Origin of the sequence: Methylobacterium sp. Leaf361, from assembly GCF_001424445.1 — a bacterium.
GTDB lineage: Bacteria > Pseudomonadota > Alphaproteobacteria > Rhizobiales > Beijerinckiaceae > Methylobacterium.
In genome coordinates this window covers 460,695-477,046 of sequence record NZ_LMPY01000012.1, presented here as the reverse complement: position 1 = coordinate 477,046, position 16,352 = coordinate 460,695, and the positions used below count along the sequence as shown (strand labels likewise).

At 72.6% G+C, this 16,352-nt stretch carries 11 protein-coding genes; 8 read left to right on the top strand and 3 right to left on the bottom strand.

Annotated elements, in window-relative coordinates:
• Nucleotides 1-2 precede the first annotated feature (2 nt).
• The 5 genes from ASG32_RS11785 (at nucleotide 3) to ASG32_RS11765 (ending at nucleotide 10,288) form a co-directional block, all read left to right on the top strand.
• Nucleotides 3-2,822 carry a DUF4159 domain-containing protein gene (locus tag ASG32_RS11785; protein WP_056525939.1) on the top strand — a complete coding sequence of 940 codons (2,820 nt, stop codon included), beginning with the start codon at nucleotides 3-5 and terminating at the stop codon, nucleotides 2,820-2,822.
• A gap of 334 nt (nucleotides 2,823-3,156) precedes the next feature.
• A complete protein-coding gene (locus ASG32_RS11780; RefSeq protein ID WP_056525936.1) occupies nucleotides 3,157-5,238 on the top strand; it encodes a hypothetical protein in 2,082 nt (693 codons plus the stop codon).
• Nucleotides 5,239-5,389: 151 nt separating this feature from the next.
• Nucleotides 5,390-7,315, top strand: coding sequence for an extracellular solute-binding protein (locus ASG32_RS11775; protein ID WP_082557833.1), 1,926 nt, complete (start codon nucleotides 5,390-5,392; stop codon nucleotides 7,313-7,315).
• Nucleotides 7,316-7,329: 14 nt separating this feature from the next.
• Nucleotides 7,330-9,177 carry an extracellular solute-binding protein gene (locus ASG32_RS11770; protein ID WP_056525933.1) on the top strand — a complete coding sequence of 616 codons (1,848 nt, stop codon included), beginning with the start codon at nucleotides 7,330-7,332 and terminating at the stop codon, nucleotides 9,175-9,177.
• A 4-nt stretch (nucleotides 9,178-9,181) separates the two neighbouring features.
• Complete coding sequence (locus ASG32_RS11765) at nucleotides 9,182-10,288, top strand: microcin C ABC transporter permease YejB (RefSeq protein WP_056525930.1); 1,107 nt, start codon at nucleotides 9,182-9,184, stop codon at nucleotides 10,286-10,288.
• 19 nt (nucleotides 10,289-10,307) lie between these two features.
• Here ASG32_RS11765 and ASG32_RS11760 read toward each other — a convergent pair whose 3' ends face one another.
• Entirely contained in the window at nucleotides 10,308-10,799 is a 492-nt protein-coding gene (locus ASG32_RS11760) for an Rrf2 family transcriptional regulator (protein ID WP_056525927.1), read from the bottom strand.
• A 192-nt stretch (nucleotides 10,800-10,991) separates the two neighbouring features.
• Here ASG32_RS11760 and hmpA point away from each other — a divergent pair, with 192 nt between their 5' ends.
• The gene (gene hmpA / locus ASG32_RS11755) at nucleotides 10,992-12,233 is read left to right on the top strand and encodes an NO-inducible flavohemoprotein (RefSeq protein WP_056525924.1); all 1,242 of its coding nucleotides are present in this window, start codon (nucleotides 10,992-10,994) and stop codon (nucleotides 12,231-12,233) included.
• Between the two features lie 7 nt (nucleotides 12,234-12,240).
• Here hmpA and ASG32_RS11750 read toward each other — a convergent pair whose 3' ends face one another.
• Complete coding sequence (locus tag ASG32_RS11750) at nucleotides 12,241-13,056, bottom strand: helix-turn-helix transcriptional regulator (RefSeq protein ID WP_056525921.1); 816 nt, start codon at nucleotides 13,054-13,056, stop codon at nucleotides 12,241-12,243.
• Between the two features lie 62 nt (nucleotides 13,057-13,118).
• Here ASG32_RS11750 and ASG32_RS11745 point away from each other — a divergent pair, with 62 nt between their 5' ends.
• Both ASG32_RS11745 and ASG32_RS11740 read left to right on the top strand, forming a co-directional pair.
• Nucleotides 13,119-14,315, top strand: a complete 1,197-nt coding sequence (locus ASG32_RS11745) for an MFS transporter (protein ID WP_056525918.1) — start codon at nucleotides 13,119-13,121, stop codon at nucleotides 14,313-14,315.
• Nucleotides 14,316-14,379: 64 nt separating this feature from the next.
• Complete coding sequence (locus tag ASG32_RS11740; protein ID WP_056525916.1) at nucleotides 14,380-14,883, top strand: N-acetyltransferase; 504 nt, start codon at nucleotides 14,380-14,382, stop codon at nucleotides 14,881-14,883.
• A gap of 268 nt (nucleotides 14,884-15,151) precedes the next feature.
• Here ASG32_RS11740 and ASG32_RS11735 read toward each other — a convergent pair whose 3' ends face one another.
• Nucleotides 15,152-16,333, bottom strand: a complete 1,182-nt coding sequence (locus ASG32_RS11735) for a multidrug effflux MFS transporter (RefSeq protein WP_234081219.1) — start codon at nucleotides 16,331-16,333, stop codon at nucleotides 15,152-15,154.
• Nucleotides 16,334-16,352: the final 19 nt, after the last annotated feature.

Genomic DNA, 16,352 nt, shown 5'->3' with positions numbered 1-16,352 from the left:
CCATGCTGGGTCTGACCTTCGCGGCGCCGCTGGCGCTCGCCGCCCTGATCGGCCTGCCGGCCCTGTGGTTCCTGCTGCGGGTGACCCCGCCGCGCCCGCGCCGGATCAACTTCCCGCCGCTCAAGCTCGTCGCCGACCTGATCCCGCAGCGGCAGACCCCGGCGCGCACGCCGCCCTGGCTGCTGATCCTGCGGCTCCTGATCGCCGCCGCGCTGATCCTCGCGGTCGCGGGCCCGGTCTGGAACGCCGGGGGCGTCGGGGCCGGGGGTGGGCGCAGCGCGCTCCTCGTGCTCCTCGACAACGGCTTTCCCGCCGCCCACGACTGGCGCGACCGCCTGCGCGTCGCCACCGACGCCGTGGAGGGCGCCGCCCGGGATGGACGGCCCGTCGCGGTGATCGGCCTCGCCGACGCCCCCGCGGCCTTCGAGGCAAAGACGCCGGCCGCTGCCCTGGAGCGCCTGCGCGCCCTCGCGCCGCGCCCGATCCTCCCCGCCCGCGACGCGCATCTCGCGACGATCGAGACCTTCCTCGACAAGAACCGGGGCGCCGGCCTCGTCTGGATCAGCGACGGCGTCGCCGGCGCGGGCGACACGCGCTTCGCCAAGGGGCTGGCCGACCTCGCGGGCGACAGGGGCGCGGCCCTCACGGTGCTGCGGGCCGACAGGCCGCCGGCCCTCGCCCTGACCGCCACCGAGAACGCCGGCAAGCTCGTGACCCACGTCCTGCGGGCGGCGCCGAACGGGCGCGACGCGGGCGTGATCCGGGCGCTCGACCAGAAGGGCCTGCCGCTCGCCGAGCGCGACTTCGCCTTCGCGGCCGACGCCATCGAGGCGGACGCGACCTTCGAGATGCCTGTGGAGCTGCGCAACAGCATCAGCCGGCTGGAGATCGCGGGCGAGCGCTCGGCTTGCGCCGTGGTGCTGCAGGACGAGCGCGGCAAGCGGCGCCGGGTCGGGCTCGTATTCGGCGGCACCCTCGACCAGGCGCAGCCTCTCCTGGCGCCGACCTACTACCTGTCGCGGGCGCTCCAGCCCTTCGCGGACGTGCAGGAGCCCCGAGGCGCCAAGGGCACGGCGGACTCGATCAACCAGCTCCTCGACAATCAGGTCTCGGTCCTCGTGCTGGCCGATGTCGGCGCGCTCGACGAGAAGACCACCGCGCGGATCGAGAGCTTCGTGAAGGACGGCGGGATGCTGCTGCGCTTCGCCGGCCCGCGGCTCGCCGCCGGCAACGACCCGCTGGTGCCGGTGCGGCTGCGGCGGGGCGGCCGGACCCTCGGCGGCACGCTCTCCTGGGACAGCCCCAAGACCCTGGCCCCGTTCCCGCCCGAGAGCCCCTTCGCGGGCCTGACGCCGCCGGCCGATATCGGCGTGCGCCGCCAGATCCTGGCCGAGCCGGACGGCGACCTGCCGAGCCGGACCTGGGCGTCGCTCCAGGACGGCACGCCGATCGTCACCGCGCAGAAGCGCGGCCAGGGCACGATCGTGCTGTTCCACGTGACTGCCGACACGACGTGGTCGAACCTGCCGCTCTCCGGCCTGTTCATCGACATGCTCCGGCGCGTCGTGGCGCTGGCCGGCGCCGCGGCGCCGGTCCAGGGGGACGCGACGCGGGCCGCGGCCCCGGTGCTCGCGCCGCGGGTGACGCTGGACGGGTTCGGCGCGCTGGGCTCGCCGCCGGCCTCGGCCACCGCGGTGTCGGCCGACTACGCCGACCGGGCGAACCTCGAGCATCCGCCGGGCTTCTACGGCCCGCCGGACGGAGGCATCAGCGTGAACGCCCTGAAACCGGATGACCGGCTGAAGCCCCTCGACACCGCCGCGCTCGAGGGCGCCCGGTTCGGATCCCTCGCCGGCGCCGAGACCCTGGACCTGCGGCCGAGCCTGTTCACCCTGGCGCTGCTGCTGCTGGCGCTCGACACCCTGGCGGGGCTGTGGCTCGGCGGCTTCCTGCGCCGCGGCGGTCTGGCGGCCCGCCTGCGCGGCCGGCCGGCCGTGCTGGCCCTCGCCGGCCTCGTCCTGCTCGCCGCCCTGCCGGCGCGCCCGGTCCGCGCGGAGGAGCCGCCGGCCAACCGACCGAACGGCATCGAGTCGGCGCTGGTCACGCGCCTCGCCTACGTGATCACGGGCGACGCCGCCGTCGACGAGGCGAGCCGCACCGGCCTCACCGGCCTGACCCAGATGCTGGCCGCGCGCACCGCCCTGGAGCCCGGCGAGCCCGCCGGGATCGATCCGGCGAAGGACGAGCTGGCCTTCTACCCGCTGATCTACTGGCCGATCGCCCCGAACCGGCCGCAGCCCTCGGACGTCGCGATCCGCAAGATCGACGCGTTCATGCGCAACGGTGGCACGGTCCTGTTCGACACCCGCGACGCGCTCACCGCGCGGCCGGGCGGGCCGCCCACCCCGGAAGGAGCCTATCTCCGGAAGATGCTGGCGACGCTCGAGGTGCCGGAACTGGAGCCGGTGCCCGCCGACCACGTGCTGACCAAGGCCTTCTACCTCGTGGACAGCTTCCCCGGCCGCTACGCCACGGGCCAGACCTGGGTGGAGGCTTTGCCGCCGGCCGCGGAAGGCGCCGAGCGCCGCCCGGCCCGCGCCGGCGACGGTGTGAGCCCGATCATCATCACCGGCAACGACCTCGCCGCCGCCTGGGCGGTGGGACGCCGGGGCGAGCCGCTCTACCCGGTCGTGGGCGGCGACCAGCGCCAGCGCGAGATGGCGTTCCGAGGCGGCGTGAACATCGTGATGTACACGCTCACCGGGAACTACAAGGCGGACCAGGTCCACGTGCCCGCGCTGCTGGAGCGGCTGGGGCAGTGATCGGTTCGGACACACGGCGCGCGGCCGCCTCCCCTCCCTCCTCTGCATGCCTGCAGATTCGAAGCGCGCGCGCGGCGCTGCGTCGGCAGGACGGGGCGCGGGTCCCCTCTCCCGTGCGGGAGAGGGACAGGGTGAGGGGCCAGATCTCCCCGGACGCGGCGCTCCCTGCCGGCACATCGACAACGTGCTCGAGCCTGTACCTTCCTGACCCTCACCCCAGCCCTCTCCCGCGCGGGAGAAGGAGCCCGTCGCGCCTGCCCGCGCCGCCGCGTGAGCGTGGCGGTGCCCGGAACGAAGCGCGGCGCAGCCTCACGGATTCGGAGCGCTCCGCCCCATGCTGAGCCTCAGCTTCACGCCCCTCCTGCCCTGGCCGGCCATCGCCGTCCTCGGCGCGATCGTCGCCGTCCTGGCGGTGTTCGCCGTCCTGGCCCGGGGCCGCACCGCGCTGCTGCGCGTCCTCGTCCTCGCCCTGGTGCTGGCGGCGCTCACCAATCCGGCGCTGGTGCGCGAAGACCGCGAGCCCGTGAAGGACGTCGCCGCCATCGTGGTTGACCGGTCCGGGTCCCAGCAGCTCGGCGACCGGCCGCAGATGACCGACGCGGTCCGCGCCGAGTTGCAGCGCCGGTTCGGTGCGCTCACCGATATCGAGCCCCGCTTCATCGACGTGCCCGATTCCAAGGACGGCGACGACGGCACGAAGCTGTTCACGGCCCTGAGCCAGGCGCTTGCCGACGTCCCGCCGGAGCGCCTCGCCGGGATCGTGATGCTCACCGACGGCGTGGTGCACGACATCCCGTCCTCCCTGGCCCAGCTCGGCATCAAGGCGCCGCTCCACGTTCTCGTCACCGGTCACCCGGACGAGCGCGACCGGCAGATCAAGCTCTTGGAGGCGCCCCGCTTCGGCATCGTCGGCAAGGACCTGACGATCCGCGCCGAGGTCATGGAGCGCGGCGGGACCGGCCACGCGGTCGTCACCGTGCGCCGCGACGGCGAGGAGATCGGCAGGCGGGACGTCGCCACCGACAAGCCGTTCTCCCTGAACCTGCGCATCGAGCACGGCGGCCCGAACGTGGTGGAGATCGAGGTCGAGCCGCTGCCGGGCGAGCTCACCACGGTCAACAACCGGGCGGTCCTGCCGATCGAGGGGATCCGCGAGAAGCTCCGGGTGCTGCTCGTCTCCGGCGAGCCGCACCAGGGCGAGCGCACGTGGCGCAATCTCCTGAAGTCGGACGCCAACGTCGACTTGGTCCACTTCACCATCCTGCGGCCGCCGGAGAAGCAGGACGGCACGCCGATCTCGGAACTCTCCCTGATCGCCTTCCCGACGCGCGAGCTGTTCGTCCAGAAGATCAAGGACTTCGACCTGATCATCTTCGACCGCTACGCCAATCAGAGCGTGCTGCCGCAGGCCTATTTCGACAACATCGTCCGCTACGTCCGCGAGGGCGGCGCCCTGCTGATCGCCGCCGGCCCCGAATTCGCCGGACCGGCCAGCCTCGCCCGCACCCGGCTCGCCGGCATCCTGCCCGGCGACCCCGACGGCCGGGTTGTCGAGAAGCCCTACAAGGCGACGCCGACGCAGGTCGGCCAGCGCCACCCGGTGACCCGCGCCCTGCCGGGCTCGGACGCGAACCCGCCCGCCTGGGGCGACTGGCTGCGCATCGTCGAGGCCCGCACCCGGCCGGGGATCCAGCCGATCCTGTCGGGGGCCGAGGGCCTGCCGCTGCTCGCGCTGTCGCGCGAGGACAAGGGCCGCGTCGCCCTGCTCCTGTCCGACCACGCCTGGCTGTGGGCGCGGGGCTACCAGGAGGGCGGCCCCTATCTCGACCTGCTGCGCCGCCTCGGCCACTGGCTGATGAAGGAGCCGGCCCTGGAGGAGGAGGCGCTGCGCGCCCAGACCACCGGGCGCGGCCGCGAGGTGCGGGTCGAGCGCCAGACGATGGCGGATCAGGCCGAGCCGGTCACAGTGACGGGCCCCACCGGCAAGGTGACGACGCTGACGCTCAAGCCCCAGGAGCCCGGCCTGTTCACCGCGACCTTCGACGCGGAGACCCTGGGCCTGCACACCCTGCGGTCGGGCAACCTCGTGGCCTTCGTCAGCGTCGGGCCGGCCAACCCGCGCGAGCTCGCCGACGTGTTCAGCGACACCGAGCGCCTGAAAGCCGCGGCCGACGGGTCGGGTGGCTCGGTCCGCCGGGTCGCCGAGTCCGGCGGCATCCAGGTGCCGCGCCTCGCGCTTGTGCGCGGCGGCCGCCTCGCCGGCAGCGACTGGATCGGCTTCCGGCCGAGCGACAGCGCCAACATCCGCGGCGTCGAGGTCTACCCGCTGGCACTCGGCCTCGCGGCGCTGGCCGCGCTGGCGGCCGCCCTTCTCGCCATGTGGCTGGTCGAGGGCCGGCGGGGGCGGGCGGCGTGACGCAGACTTGCGGCTGGGCGCGCCTTCGGCCCCGTGCGGCCCTGTGCGCTCCCGCATGGTCGACGGGCGGCGGTCCGCGTCCTATGACCCCCTGACATGTCGAGAGAGTCCGCGTCCGGCGCGGGCTCGAACCAACGGAGACAGCCTGCCCGTGACAGCGCAGACCGTGACTGGACGCCTCCTCGCCGCGACACTCCTCGTCGCCTGCCTCCAGCTCGCCCCGGCCCGTGCGCAGGAACCGGCCGCGATGCCGTCGACGCCGCCTACCGTGCCGGCCACCCTGCCGGCCGCCAACGGCCAGTGGACCCACGCGATCACGCTGATGGGCCAGCCGAAATACGGCCCGGACTTCAAGCATTTCGACTACGCCGACCCCGCCGCGCCCAAGGGCGGCATGGTCCGGTTCGGGGCCCAGGGCGGGTTCGACAATTTCAACATCGTCGTCGCCGGCCTGAAGGGCGACCTCGAGAACGGCATCCAGCAGATCTACGATCCGCTGATGACCGAGTCGTCGGACGAGCCGTTCACCTCCTACGGCCTGCTCGCCGAGGCGGTGCGGATCGCCCCCGATCTCGGCTCGGTCTCGTACCGGCTGCGCGAGAACGCCCGCTGGCACGACGGCAAGCCGATCACGCCCGAGGACGTGGTCTGGTCCTTCGACGTGCTGAAGGCCAACAGCCCGTTCTACGCCGCCTACTACCAGACCGTGGCCAAGGCCGAGGTGACCGGGCCGCGCGAGGTGACCTTCACCTTCACCGAGACCGGCAACCGCGAGCTGCCGCAGGTGATCGGGCAGCTCCGCGTCCTGCCCAAGCACTGGTGGACCGCCAAGGATTCCAACGGCAAGCCGCGCAGCGTCACCGAGACGACCCTGGAGCCGCCGCTGGGCTCGGGCCCCTACCGCCTCGCGAAGTTCGAGCCGGGCCGCACCACCACCTACACCCGCGTGCCCGATTACTGGGGCAAGGACCTGCCGGTGAATGCCGGGCGCTACAACTTCGACACCGAGCGCTACGAGTATTTCCGCGACGGCACCGTGCTGGTCGAGGCGCTGAAGGGCGATCTCTACGATTTCCGGATCGAGAACATCGCCCGGAACTGGGCGACCGCCTACGAGGATTTCCCGGCCGTGAAGGAGGGCCGGCTGATCAAGGAGGCGTTCCCCGAGCGCGGCATGGGCATCATGCAGGCCTTCGCGTTCAACACGCGCCGGGACAAGTTCAAGGATCCGCGCGTCCGCCGGGCCTTCAATTTGGCGATGAACTACGAGGAGATGAACAAGGCGCTGTTCTACGGCCTGTACAAGCGCATCAACTCCTACTTCTTCGGCTCGGAGCTGGCCTCCTCGGGCCTGCCGGAGGGCGAGGAGAAGGCGATCCTCGAGAGCGTCAAGGACAAGGTCCCGGCCTCGGTCTTCACCACACCCTACGCCAACCCGGTCAACGACGGCCCCGAGGCGGTGCGCAGGAACCTCCGCGAGGCCGTCGGCCTGCTGCGCGAGGCCGGCTACGAGCTGCGCGGCGGCAAGATGGTCAGCAAGGCGACCGGCGAGCCGCTGACCGTCGAGTTCCTGGAGTTCCAGAACACCTTCGAGCGGGTCATCCTGCCGTTCGCGGCGCAGCTGAAGCTGATCGGCATCGACGCCACCCTGCGGGTGATCGACCAGGCGCAGTACCAGAACCGCATCCGCAACTTCGACTTCGACGTCACCACGGCGTCGTGGGGCGAGTCGCTCTCGCCGGGCAACGAGCAGCGTGAGTACTGGGGCTCGGCCGCGGCCGACAAGCCCGGCTCGCGCAACCTGATCGGGATCAAGGATCCCGGCATCGACGCCCTGATCGAGACGGTGATCTTCGCCAAGGACCGGCACACCGTGATCGCGGCGACCCGGGCCCTGGACCGGGTGCTCCTCGCCCACGACTACGTCGTCCCGCAATGGTCCTCCGACCAGCAGCGGACGCTGCGCTGGAACCGGTTCGGCCACCCGGCGATCCTGCCGCTCTACGCCAGCTCCGGCTTCCCGACGACGTGGTGGTACGACGAGAAGCTCGCCGCCAAGACCGGGGCGCCCCGTTGACGGGCGGTCCCGGGATGCCGACCCGGCGCGGGCTGGTCCTCGGGGCCGGCGCGCTCGCGGCGATGCCGCCGTGGCGCCCCGCCCGGGCGGCCGACGCGCAGGAGCGCCACGGCCTGTCCAGCTTCGGCGAGCTCAAATACGGCCCGGACTTCGCGCATTTCGACTACGTGAACCCGATGGCGCCCCGCGGCGGGCGCTTCTCGGCGCAGCTCGCCGCGACGACCGGCAACCAGTCGCTCAACACCTTCAACACGCTCAACGTCTACGTGCTGCGCGGCGACGGGGCCGCCGGCATGCCCCTGACCTTCGACAGCCTGATGGTCCGCGCCCTCGACGAGCCGGACGCCCTCTACGGGCTGGTGGCGCGCGCCGTCACGGTCAGCCCGGACGGCCTGACCTACACCTTCGCGCTGCGCCCGCAGGCGCGGTTCCACGACGGCTCGCCGCTGACCGCGCGGGACGCGGCCTTCAGCCTCAAGCTCCTGCGCGACAAGGGCCACCCCGAGATCGCCGAGGTGATCCGGCCCATGACCGACGCCCGGGCCGAGGACGACGGGCGGCTCGTGGTGACCTTCGAGCCGGGCCGCGCCCGGGACCTGCCGCTGTTCGTCGCGCAGCTGCCGCTCTTCTCCGCCGCCTACTACGCCGGCCGGGACTTCGAGGCCTCGACCCTGGAGGCGCCCCTCGGCTCCGGTCCCTACCGGGTCGGCACCGTCGATCCGGGCCGGTCCATCGGCCTGGAGCGCGTCCCGGATTACTGGGCCGCCGAGCTGCCGGTGAATGTCGGCCAGAACAACTTCGACGCGATCCGCTACGAGTATTTCCGCGACCGCACCGTGGCCTTCGAGGCGTTCAAGAGCGGTGCCTTCACGTTCCGCGAGGAGTTCACCGCCCGGGTCTGGGCGACCGGCTACGACTTCCCGGCGATGACCGAGGGCCGCGTTGTCCGCGAGACGGTGCCGGACGCGCGGCCGAGCGGCACGCAGGGCTGGTGGATCAACACCCGCCGCGCGGCGTTCCGCGACCCGCGGGTGCGCGAGGCGATCGGCCTGTGCTTCGATTTCGAATGGTCGAACCGCAACCTGATGTACGGCGCCTACGCGCGCACGGCCTCGTTCTTCGAGAATTCCGACCTCAAGGCGACCGGCAAGCCCTCGGCCGAGGAGCTCGCCCTGCTGGAGCCGTTCAAGGACCTGCCGCCCGAGGTGTTCGGCGAGGCCTGGGCGCCGCCGGTCTCCGACGGGTCCGGCCAGGACCGGGCGCTGCTGAAGCGCGCCGACGCGCTCCTGCGGGAGGCCGGCTGCACCCGCCAGGGTGGCAACCTGCTGCTGCCCGGCGGCCAGCCCCTGACCCTCGAGTTCCTCGACGAGGATCCGGTCTTCCAGGCGGTCACGCAGCCCTTCATCCGCAACCTGGGGCTGCTCGGCATCAAGGCGAGCCTGCGCACGGTCGACCCGTCTCAGTACCAGGCGCGGCTGAAGGATTTCGACTTCGACGTCACGCCGCGCCGCTACAGCAGCGGCCTCACCCCCGGCGCGGAGCTGCGCGAGACCTACGGCTCCCGGTCCGCCGGGACCGCGGGCTCCAACAACCTCTCGGGGATCGCGAGCCCGGCGATCGACGCGCTGCTCACCGCCGTCGCCGACGCGACGTCGCGGGCGGACCTGACCACCGCCTGCCGGGCCCTGGACCGGGTCCTGCGGGCCGGGCGCTACTGGGTGCCGATGTGGTACGCCTCGACCCACCGCCTCGCCCTCTGGGACGTGTACGGCCGGTCGGCGACCCCGCCGAAATACGACCTCGGCGCCCCCGGGACGTGGTGGTTCGACGCCGACAAGGCCAAGCGGATCGGGCGGGACTGACGCCATGCTCGCCTACATCCTGCGCCGCATCGGCCTGATGATCCCGACCCTGTTCGGGATCATGCTGATCACCTTCACGATCGTGCAATTCGCCCCCGGCGGCCCGGTGGAGCGGGTGCTGTCGCAGCTCCAGGGCCAGCGCGACGGGGCCATGTCCCGCGTCACCGGCGGCTCGGGCGACCTCGGCGGCGCCAGCCGGTCGTCGGGCGGCGGCGGCGACGCCAGTTCGCGCTACCGCGGCGCACAGGGGTTGAGCCCGGAATTCATCGCCAAGCTTGAGAAGCAGTTCGGTTTCGACAAGCCGGCGCCCGAGCGCTTCGCCAAGATGCTCTGGGACTACGCCCGGTTCGATTTCGGCCGCAGCTACTTCCGCGACGTCACGGTCATCCAGCTGATCAAGGAGCGGCTGCCGGTCTCGATCTCGCTGGGCCTGTGGATGACGCTGCTGTCCTACGCGATCTCGATCCCGCTCGGCATCCGCAAGGCCGTGGCGGACGGCACGCGCTTCGACCGCGCGACCTCCTTCGTGGTGATCATCGGCTACGCGATCCCGGGCTTCATGTTCGGGCTGATGCTCATCATCCTGTTCGCTGGCGGCTCGTTCTACCAGTGGTTCCCGCTGCGCGGCCTGACCAGCGAGGGCTGGGAGAGCTTCTCGCCCTGGCACAAGGTGACCGACTACGCGTGGCATATGGTGCTGCCGCTGACCGCCCTGGTGATTGGCGCCTTCGCCACCTCGACCCTGCTGACCAAGAACTCGTTCCTCGACGAGATCCGCAAGCAGTACGTGCTGACCGCGCGGATGAAGGGGCTCTCCGAGCGGCGCGTCCTCTACGGGCACGTATTCCGCAACGCGATGCTGATCGTGATCGCGGGCTTTCCGGGCGCCTTCATCTCGGCCTTCTTCACCGGCTCGCTGCTCATCGAGACGATCTTCTCCCTCGACGGCCTGGGCGAGCTGTCGTTCCGGGCGATCGTCGGGCGCGACTATCCGGTGGTGTTCGCCACGCTCTACATCTTCTCGCTGCTCGGGCTCGCGGTGAACCTGCTGTCCGACCTGATCTACGTCTGGATCGACCCGCGGATCGATTTCTCGGCGCGGGCGACCTGACCGCGCGGCGCGCGGATCCTCAGGTCTCCGGGAGGCTCGCGGCGCCGGCCGGCACCGGCGGCTCGTCGCGCGGGGGGCCGGCCAGGCCCAGCAGCGCCGCGATGGCGTCGCCGTCCGGCGCGCCGAGGAGGTCCGCCAGGGTGTAGCGGTCGAGGACGGCGAGGAACGCCGCCAGGGCCTCGCCCAGCACCCGCCGGAGCCGGCACGGGGCCGTGATGGCGCAGGCGCCGCCGCCGAAACACTCGACCAGCGCCAGGTCGTCCTCGGTCTGGCGCACCACTGCACCGACGACGATCTCCTCCGGCGGCTTCGCCAACCGAAGGCCGCCGCCCCGGCCGCGGATCGTCCGGATCAGGCCGAGCCGACCCAGCTGGTGGACCACCTTGGTCAGGTGATTTTCCGAGATGCCGTAGGCGCGCGCGATCCCGGCGATCGAACTCTGCTCGGGCTCGTGGAGCCCGACGTAGATCAGCGTGCGCAACGCGTAATCCGTGTAGCGGGTCAGGCGCATCTCAACTCCAGAAGACGATCCCTGCCGTGGCGCGATGCGATGTCCGCCGCGGTCCGAGTCCGTACGCGCAGCCGCGGACCGGCACCACCGCAGGCAGGCGAACAGGCATCGTCCCTATAAGATGTATTTCGCTTGCATCTTTTCGAGGGGGCGCTAAAAGAAGTATGTGATATCCACCTTTTGAGCTGTGCCATGCCCGCGCCCCTCTCCCCCGCCACCGTCGCTCTCATCAAGGCCACCGTGCCGGCCCTGGAGGCCCACGGCCTCACCATCACGAAGCGCATGTACGAGCGCCTCTTCGAGAACGCCGAGATCCGCGACCTCTTCAACCAGTCCCATCACGGCGAGACCGGCTCTCAGCCGAAGGCCCTGGCCCAGGCCGTGCTCGCCTACGCCCGCAACATCGACAATCTCGGCGTCCTGGCGGGCGCGGTCGAGCGCATCGCGCAGAAGCACGTCGCCCTGAACATCCTGCCGGAGCACTACCCGCACGTGGCCGACGCCCTCCTCGGCGCGATCGGGGATGTCCTCGGCGAGGCCGCCACGCCGGAGATCGCCACGGCCTGGGGGGAGGCCTACTGGTTCCTGGCGGAACTGCTGATCGGCCGGGAGGCCGCGATCTACCGCGACCACGCCTCCAAGCCGGGCGGCTGGAACGGCTGGCGCGACTTCGTGGTCGACAGCGTGACCCAGGAGAGCGAGACGATCCACTCCTTCGTCCTGGTGCCGGCCGACGGTGGCCCGGTGCTGCGGCATCGGCCGGGCCAGTATCTCGGCTTCCTCCTGGACCTGCCGGGCCGCGGCGTGCTGAAGCGGAACTACTCGGTGTCCTGCGCGCCGAGCGACCGGGCCTACCGCATCACCGTCAAGCGCGAGGCGGCGCCGGGCCGTCCGGCCGGGATCGCCTCGAACTGGCTGCACGACCACGCGCGGCCCGGCACCGTGCTGAAGGTCGCCGCACCGGCGGGCGACTTCAGCCTCGACGCCGAGAGCGACGCGCCCGTGGTGCTGGTCAGCGGCGGCGTCGGGCTGACCCCGATGATCAGCATGCTCGAGACCATCGCGGCGGACAGCCCGGACCGGCCGACCTGGTACGTCCACGGCGCCCTGTTCGGCCGCGTCCACGCCCTGCGCGACCACGCCCGGGCGCTCGCGGCGCGGGCCCGCGCCGCGACGCTCGTGACGTTCTACGCGGAGCCCGAAGCCGCGGACCGGCCGGGTGAGCACTACGACGTCCAGGGCCTGATCACGGCGGACTGGCTCGCGGAGCACACGCCGCACGACCGCGCGACCTACTACCTGTGCGGTCCCAAGCCGTTCCTGCGGGATCTCGCCACCGGCCTGCTGCGCCGCGGCGTCCCGGCCGAGCGGGTGAAGTTCGAGTTCTTCGGCCCGGCCGACGAGCTCTTCGAGGAGCCCCGGCAGGCAGCCTAGGCGGCGCTCAGGGCGTTCCGCCGCGGAGCGAACGCGTGGCGCCGAGCACCCGCGCCACGGTCGTGCGCAGCGCCTGCGCGCTCCGGTAGCCCACGGCCGCCGCGACCGCCTGCGGCGGCCGCCCCTCGGCCGCCAGCGCCAGCGCCCGGATCACGCGGGCTCTCGCCCGCCAGTCGCCGAAGCTGAGGCCGGTCTCCGCGCGGAACCCGCGCGTGAGCGTGCGCCGACTCGCGCCGGCACGGTCGGCCCAGGCGTCGAGATCGGCCTCCGAGGCCGGATCCTCGATCAGCGCGAGGCAGACGCGGCGCAGGCGCGGGTCGCGGGGGAGCGGCAGCGCGAGCGGCGTCGCGGGGGCCCGGCCGATCTCGTCGAGCACGAGGGCGGCGAGGTGGCCGCCGCGGCCCGCCTCTGCGTAGAGCACCGGCTCCTCCGCCAGCGCGGTGAGCGCGGCGGCGAGGAGCCGCGACACCGCGATCACCCGGCAGCTCGCCGGGAAGGACCGGACCGCGGCGGGATCGAGATAGGCCGAGCACATCGCGACCGCGCCGTGGGTCGCGACCGCGTGCGGCAGAAGCGGCGGGATCCAGAGGGCGTGCCCCTCGGGAACCACCCAGGTGCCGTCCTCCGCGAACGCCATCATCAGCCCGGCCGTGGCGTAGAGCAGCTGCGCGCGGGGATGGAAGTGCCGGGCGAGGTGCATCCCGGCCGCGTAGGTCTTGGGCATCACCGCGACCGGGCGGGGCACGTCCTGATAGTCGGCCGCCTCGGTCGACCGCCCCGCGGCGCCGCGCGCCTCCGTCGAGATTGGCCCGTTCGCATACATATCCGGCCCAACACCGCCATCGGGTCAGGCTATCAGGGGTTCGTCCCGGAGGATACGCCGCGATGGATTCGGACACGCTGTCCCGCCGCACCCTGCGCTTCGTCAACGTCGCGCACGCCCTCGACCACTTCGTGCTGCTGATCTACCCGACCGCGGTCATCGCCATCGCGGCCCAGACCGGGCTCGGCTACGGCGAGCTGATCGGGCTCGCCACCGGCGCCTTCGTGGCCTTCGGCCTGTGCTCGCTGCCGATGGGCTCGCTCGCCGACCGGTTCGGGCGGCGCAACATGCTGGCGGTGTTCTTCTTCGGCTACGGCCTGTCCTGCCTGGGCGTGGCGAGCGCCTCGACGCCGCTGGGCTTCGCCCTCTGGCTCTGCGTCCTCGGGCTCGCCTCGGCGATCTACCACCCGGTCGGCTCGGCCATGCTGGTGACCCATGCGCGCCGGCTCGGGCACGATCTCGGCATCAACGGCGTCTGGGGCAATCTCGGCGCGGCCTCGGCCTCCGGCCTGACCGCGCTGCTCGCCGCCGCGGTCAGCTGGCGCGCGGCCTTCATCGTTCCCGGCCTCGTCTGCCTCGCCTGCGGGGCCGCCTTCGTGGCCCTGGTCCCGGGCGACGGCGACGCCGCGGGTCGGAAGGCCGGCGGCGCGGCCGTGATCCCGGTGACCCGGCCGTGGGCGCTCATGGCGATGTTCGCCCTGTCGATCTTCGCGGGCGGCCTGACCTTCAACCTGACGACGATCAGCCTGCCCAAGGTGATCGACGAGGGCGTCGGGCAGGCGCTGCCCCTGGCGCTGACCGGCTCGATCGCCACCGGCGTCTTCCTGTTCGGCGCGCTGATGCAGCTCTCCATGGGCCGGCTGATCGACCGCTACAGCCTGCCGTCCCTGTTCGTGGCCCTGTCGGTGCTGCAGCCGCTCGGGCTCGGGATCGCGGCCGTCTCGACCGGCCTGCCGCTGCTCGCCGGGCTCGTCCTCGCCATGACGGCGATCTACGGGCAGGTGGTGATCAACGACGCGATGATCGCCCGCTACGTGCCGCCCGCCTACCGGGCCCGCGCCTACAGCGTGCGCTACTTCGTCGGCTTCACGGCGAGCGGCTTCGTGGTGCCGGCGATCGCCCTCCTACACGACCGCGGCGGCTTCGCGCTGGTCCTCGGCGCCGCCTCCGCCTGCGGCGCGGTGATCTGGCTCGCGGCCCTGGGCTTCCTGAGGCTCACGCAGGACGGCGCGCGGCCCGCCCTGGCCGCCGCCGAGTAGCGCGACGGTTTGCGGGTCCGGCCCGGCGCTGCTACGCGGCGCCCGTCCGACCCGCGAGTACCCCGTGACCGATCTGTCCCTCGTCATCCGGCCGGAGCGGCCGGAGGATGCCCCCGCCATCGAGCGCCTCCACGCCCGGGCCTTCGGGCCCGGCCGCTTCGCCCGCACCGCCTACCGCCTCCGCGAGGGCGCGGCCGAGCGGATCGACCTCGGCATCACCGCCTCGGTCGGCAGCCTCCTCGTCGGCTCGGTCCGGATGGGGCCGGTGCGGACCGGGGCGACGCCCTTCGTGATGCTCGGCCCCCTGGCGGTCGATCCGAGCTTCGAGGGTCGCGGCATCGGGGGCACCCTGACCCGCGCGGCGATCGAGGGGGCGCGGCGGGCGGGCGAGGGTCTGGTGATCCTCGTCGGCGACGCGCCCTACTACGCCCGCTTCGGGTTCACGCCGGTTCCGCCCGGGCGCCTGACCCTGCCGGGACCGGTCGACCCGGCGCGCCTGCTGTGGCTGGAACTGGCCGAGGAGTTCCGTGCGGGCGTGTCGGGCCCGATCGAGGCGGTCAGGACCTGAAACGGGGCCCGACGGGCGTGCCTCAGCTCTCTGACGGTGATTTCGATCCGCACCGGGCTGGTCTTCTGCATGCGCGTGAATGGCTCAGCTCAACCCACACGCAGCCGCCGTCATTGCGAGCGGAGCGAAGCAATCCAGTAGCGCCACACTTACGGAGGGCGCGCTGACCCTGGGTCGCTTCGCTGCGCTCGCGACGACGGAGGGGGCCGACGGGTCCGCCGAGCAGCGAGCGCCGCCAGGGCCGGCGCTCGACCGTTCGAAACCCCGCTCAGGCCCGCCGGAGCGCCAGCGCGGCGATCAGCCCGGCCGCGAGCAGCGCCAGCGCCACCGGCGTCGCCGAGGTCGCCGGCCACGCCGAGGCGGCGGCCGTGAACAGCGCCCCGAACGTCATCTGGGTGAAGCCGTAGAGGCTGGAGGCCGACCCGGCGGCGTGCGGGTCGACGTTCATCAGACCCGCCACCGCGTTGGGGCTGAGCAGACCGACGCCCACCGCGTAGGCGAAGAGCGGCACGATCAGGCTGACCACGCCGAGCATGCCGGTGCGGTCCACGACCAGCAGCGACAGCGCCGCCCCGATACAGAGGAGGTTGCCGCTCCGCGCCGCCTTGCGGATCGGCACCCGGGCGGCGAGCCGGCTCGCCAGGACGGCGCCGCCGACCATGCCGAACACGACGATCAGGCAGTCGAAGCCCACCTCCTGCGAGGAGCGCCCGAGCCGGTCCACGAGGAGGAACGGCGCCACCGCCAGGAACGCGTACAGGCTGGTGCCGCCGCAGGCCCCCGCCACCAGGTAGGCCCGGAACACCGGGACCCGCACCAGCCGCAGGTAGCCGGACAGGACGGCGACGAAGCCCGGCAACGCCACCTTGTGGCGGTTGGTCTCGGGCAGGGTGAAGACCACGAGCGCACCCAGCACGGCGACGAGGCCGGCCAGCACCACGAACACCGCGCGCCAGCCGAAGGCCTCGTTCACAACGCCGCCGATCGCCGGGGCCAGCGCGGGCGTGAGCGTCATCGCGGTGGTGAGGATCGCGAGCTTCCGGGCGGCGTCCTCGCGGGTCGAGACGTCGCGGACCATCGCCCGGCCGATCACCAGCGAGCCGCAGGCGCCGAGGGATTGCAGGACGCGGGCGACGAGCAGGACCCCGATATTCGGCGCGGGGATCGCGAGGAGCAGGCCGGCGAGGTAGAGGCCAAGTCCCCCGATCAGGATCGGGCGCCGCCCGTACCGGTCCGAGAGCGGCCCGTAGAGGAGCTGACCGCCCGCGAGCCCGATCAGGTAGACGGTGATCGTCAGCTGCGCGCCGGCGGCGTTGGTGCCGAGGTCGACGGCCGCCGCCGCCAGCGCCGGCACGAAGATGTGCAGCGCCACCGTTCCGGTCATGGTCACGGCGACGAGGAGCGGCAGGGGGGCCCGGCGCTCCGGCACGGCGGGACGTCGATCAGTCAAGGGGCCCTACGCGGTTCTC